4 protein-coding genes and 1 pseudogene are annotated in these 4,191 nt (G+C 46.0%); all 5 read left to right on the top strand.

The features are described from left to right. Nucleotides 1-312 precede the first annotated feature (312 nt). The 5 genes and pseudogenes from RRY12_12655 to RRY12_12635 all read left to right on the top strand — a co-directional run bounded on the left by RRY12_12655 (nucleotide 313) and on the right by RRY12_12635 (nucleotide 4,163). On the top strand, nucleotides 313-618 hold the full coding sequence (locus RRY12_12655; GenBank protein ID MEG2185523.1) for a hypothetical protein: 306 nt from the start codon (nucleotides 313-315) through the stop codon (nucleotides 616-618). A 645-nt stretch (nucleotides 619-1,263) separates the two neighbouring features. Further along, entirely contained in the window at nucleotides 1,264-1,758 is a 495-nt protein-coding gene (locus RRY12_12650; protein MEG2185522.1) for a P27 family phage terminase small subunit, read from the top strand. Nucleotides 1,759-2,037: 279 nt separating this feature from the next. Beyond that, nucleotides 2,038-2,481, top strand: a pseudogene (locus tag RRY12_12645) (terminase large subunit). Continuing rightward, entirely contained in the window at nucleotides 2,455-3,444 is a 990-nt protein-coding gene (locus tag RRY12_12640) for a terminase TerL endonuclease subunit (GenBank protein MEG2185521.1), read from the top strand. The pseudogene RRY12_12645 and the gene RRY12_12640 overlap by 27 nt, the downstream one beginning before the upstream one ends. Further along, the gene (locus RRY12_12635; GenBank protein ID MEG2185520.1) at nucleotides 3,441-4,163 is read left to right on the top strand and encodes a phage portal protein; all 723 of its coding nucleotides are present in this window, start codon (nucleotides 3,441-3,443) and stop codon (nucleotides 4,161-4,163) included. Before RRY12_12640 ends, RRY12_12635 begins: the two co-directional genes overlap by 4 nt. The last annotated feature ends 28 nt before the right edge of the window (nucleotides 4,164-4,191 follow it).

The raw sequence follows: 4,191 nt of genomic DNA, 5'->3' as shown, positions 1-4,191 counted from the left end.
TCAGTGCTTGCCTAAACTTGACATCCTGTGTTAACTTCTTCATGCAGACCCGCAGCCCCCTGTCGATTAGTGTTGGCGCTTTAATCTTAACAGTTCGCTGTACGGTCTGCTGCTTTTTTTATTGAGTCTGTAACAGCGGTATGGTAAACCTACACGCGAGGTGCGGGCATATCCGGCCACGCACTTGACTCATTATGTAGATAATGGGAGCAGAATGCAGTAGACAAATTTTCTTTTTTTGTTAAAATATGTTATTAATGCCACAGTTATATGCTCATCAAATTATATCTTTGGTAAAAAGGAGGTGAAAGTATGAAAAATTTACCACAGAAGAAAAAAGTTATATACTCAGAGGGTCTCCTCGCTGATTTTAAAACTATTATTTTGAAAAATGAAACTCCAACTGGCAATTGTTATATTGATTCAAAGCGTAGTAGGGAATTATTAGACGCATTAAATAAAGTAGTTGAAGAAAGATGCTTTTTTTTCGATCATGATTTAACGCCATCCGAACTTGATGATCTTGAAAGCGGCACGTCAATATTGGAGGTAGAACTAGATCCAGATGGAGAAACCTTAATTAAGAAGTGCGTCAATGTAATAGAAAAATATTGTTAATATTTTAATTGTAATACGAATACTATAGTTCGATTAATCGCTTCCCTCATATCTGGAAGCGATTTTTTAATGCTTGAAATGGTTTGAATATAAATAGTAGGTGGTAAGAATGCCGGAGCGAGCAATGAAGATATGCAATCATCCCGGGTGCAGACGCGCGATACCGCCAGATGCCTCATATTGCGTACTGCACGCACCGCTTCATATAAACGTCGAACAGTGTAGGCGATATGATAGCGCACGCCCTGTCTCTCATCGTTTTTATCATACGGCGCGTTGGCAGAAGATACGGAACGCTTTTATGGCGCGGCATCCTTTATGCCGTATATGTTACGAGCGCGGCATTATCCGACAAGCCGAAGTCGTTGATCACATCGTTGAAATTTCCGATGGTGGTTCTATGATCGCAAGCGATAATCTTCAATCTCTTTGTCGTTACTGACACGCAGAGAAGACAGAGAATGAACGTAAGCGGCGTGAGCGTTTGAGTGATTTCGCACAGGGGTAGGGGGAGATTAAATCTCGGACAGACCAAGAATCCTAGACCGGTGGCGAGCAGATTCGTAATCGCGCCCAAAATTGCTTAAAAAAACTAAACTTGTTAAGTGAATTGTGAACTTTATTCAAGGTGGGCGGTGGTGAAAAATGGTAACTCGAGGGAGAAAACCGAAACCAGCAGAGCCAAAAGAACTTGTCGGAAGAAGTCATCACAAAAAAGAAGCGCCGCCGGCAACACTCGAAATTGACGCGCAGCCCATAGAAGATTATAACTACTTGCCGTCGCCGGGCGAATTATGGGACAACCTTATAAAGGCCGGCGTTGTAAAAATGAGCGACCGCCTTGCTTTTGTGCGTTATCATGACTTGCTTACCATCTATACCGACGCCGCCAGAGATGTGGGGGAGCGCGGGCAAATCCTTAACAAGGGCAAATCGAATGAACGATATAACCCGTCATGGCGAATCATGCGGGATGCTCAACAAGAGCTATCGCGGCTTGAGGCGGAATTTGCTCTAACGCCGTCGTTGAAACGGCGCGTAATGCAGCCCGTTGACGCCGCCGTATTTGAGGACGGTGAAAGCGAGTATGAAGAAATGCGAAAAAAACAGCGTAAAACCCGTAATTGCCTCAGAGAATAGCCGAAAATGGGCGGAAACGTACATATAAGATGTAGCGGAAGGGACGGTCACCGTATGTAAATGGGTGAAACTTGCCATAAAGCGGCATCTTAATGACATAAAAAAGCTCAACCAGTATTATTTCGACCCTGAAGCTGGAGAAATCGCAATCAACGCCTTTAACGAATATCGGCACTTTGAAGGAAAATGGGCGAGTCGCCCTTTTACAATGCTCCCGTGGCAGCAAGCCATAACCTACATACTTTTTGGCTGGAAAGTTAAAAAACTGGACTAAGGCGCTTTCGAACGGCATATATAGAGGTTGCCAGAAAAAATGGCAAGACCTTTTGGGTCGCTGGCATCGGACTGTACATGCTAGACATGGACGGCGAATCTGCAGCACAGGTATATTCAGCCGCGACCCAGCGGGAACAGGCGAAAATCGTACACGAAGCGGCAAAGCAAATCATACGCCAGTCACGATATTTGAAAAAATACGCAAAAATTTACCGCAACTCTATTGTCATTGAGGATACGGTGTCAATATTTAGACCGTTATCATCGGAGTCAAACACACTAGATGGGCTTAACGTAAGCTGCGCTATTATTGACGAATATCATGCCCATAAAAACCGTGAGCTGTATGAAGTTCTGAATACCGCGACCGGAGCGCGTGAACAGCCACTTTTACTTATCATCACCACCGCAGGATTTGAAATGAAGAGCGCCTGCCGCGACATGCACGACTACGTTGAAAATATTTTGCGCGGCGTTATAAAAGACGAACGTCTCTTGGGTATCATTTACACTCTTGATGACGGCGACGATTGGACGAATCCAAAGGTCTATATCAAATCAAATTCTTCTCTTGGCGCCGCACTTGATATAGACGAACTCAAAGACAGGTGCGTAACGGCAAAAAATGACAGCAGCGCTTTAAATGATTTTCTCATAAAGCGTATGAATGTCTGGACCTTTAGCTCTGTAGCTTGGATAAATTATGACGACTGGAGGGCATCTGCGGGCAAAATCGACGCGCAAGCTCTTTCGGGCCGAAAATGCTACCTCGGGGCCGACCTCTCTTCGGTCAGCGACATTTCAAGCATCTGCGGGATATTCCCGTGGGAAGACGGATGTATAAAAGCAATATGGCGCTATTACCTGCCGGAAGACGGCATCGAAAAGAAATGCGTGCGAGATCGCGCGGAATATGTCCAGTGGGCGAAAGACGGTTATATCACGCTCACTCCAGGCAGATCAATAGATTATGACTTCATAGAGAGCGACATTCTGCGCTTTGCGAAAGATTATCAGGTGCTCGAGCTTGCGGAAGACCCGTATAATGCCACACAGCTCACCAATCATCTTATAAACGAAGGAATAAAATGCGTTGATATGCGTCAGGGTTTTTTATCAATGAGCCCACCTACCAAAGGGATGCAGCGTATCATTATGGACGGTAAATTCCATCACGGAAATAATCCTGTAAGCAGCTGGATGATAAATAACTGCGAAGTTATTACGGACCCTGCGGGGAACGTAAAGCTTGACAAGGTGGCGAAGGTAAAACGCCGTAAGATTGACGGCATAATCGCCGCAATAATGGCATATTCGCGCATTGACGCAGAACCCGTACCAGGGCCTAGTGTCTATGAAACGCGCGGTATTATCTCATTTTACATTTTAAAAGGAGGTGTTGGCATGTGAGCTTACTGACAAGATTTAAAACGGCGTTGAGCGCGCTGAAAGAGCTGCCCAAAGCCCCGATTGAAAGCTGGCTCATGGGATTGCCTACGATACGGGCGCTCTCACAAACTGGGATTGAAATCGGTGAGGATGACGCTATTAAAATCATGGCCGTATACGCCTGCATACGTGTTATAGCTACCGAGATCGCGGCCTCGCCGGTGCAGTTTTTAAAAAACACTGCTGGTGGCAAAGAGAGGGTGCCTGGGTGCATGGCTGCGCTTTTACGCTACGAGCCCAACCCCGAAATGACGGCTTCCGACTTCAAAAAAGCGATGACGCTGAATTTGGAACTTTGGGGCAACGCCTATGCCGAAATAGTAAGAAACAGAGCTGGAGAGGTCGTTAGCTTGTGGCCCATTCCGGCGTGGCGAGTGACTAAAAAGCGTGACGAAAAAAACAACCTCTACTATGTGGTAATGGTAGAGGGCGGAGACGCGGTAACACTAAAAGAACGGCAAATGTTGCACCTGCGCACGATGGGTTCAGGAGTGACAGGGATGAGTTTTGTGGTGCTAGCTCGCGATGCGCTGGGGCTTGCGCTTGCCGCCGAAGAATATGGGGCGAAATTCTTTAAAAACGGAGCTCTAGCCTCTGGAATCGCAACCTATCCGCGCGCACTCAGTCAGGAGTGTAGGTTTGTCAAACCTCTGTTACACGGCAACCAAAAAAGCTTTTAAGCTTTCCCGTGGAGATTTCCATTTAAGA

The sequence above is a fragment of the Cloacibacillus sp. genome, assembly GCA_036655895.1.
Lineage (GTDB): Bacteria > Synergistota > Synergistia > Synergistales > Synergistaceae > JAVVPF01.
This window is presented reverse-complemented; position numbering and strand designations above follow the sequence as displayed.

Bases quoted from the DNA above. Each gene is read 5' to 3' on its own strand.
- RRY12_12655 (MEG2185523.1), top strand. From the start codon at position 313: ATGAAAAATTTACCACAGAAGAAAAAAGTTATATACTCAGAGGGTCTC.
- RRY12_12640 (MEG2185521.1), top strand. From the start codon at position 2,455: ATGAAGAGCGCCTGCCGCGACATGCACGACTACGTTGAAAATATTTTG.
- RRY12_12650 (MEG2185522.1), top strand. From the start codon at position 1,264: ATGGTAACTCGAGGGAGAAAACCGAAACCAGCAGAGCCAAAAGAACTT.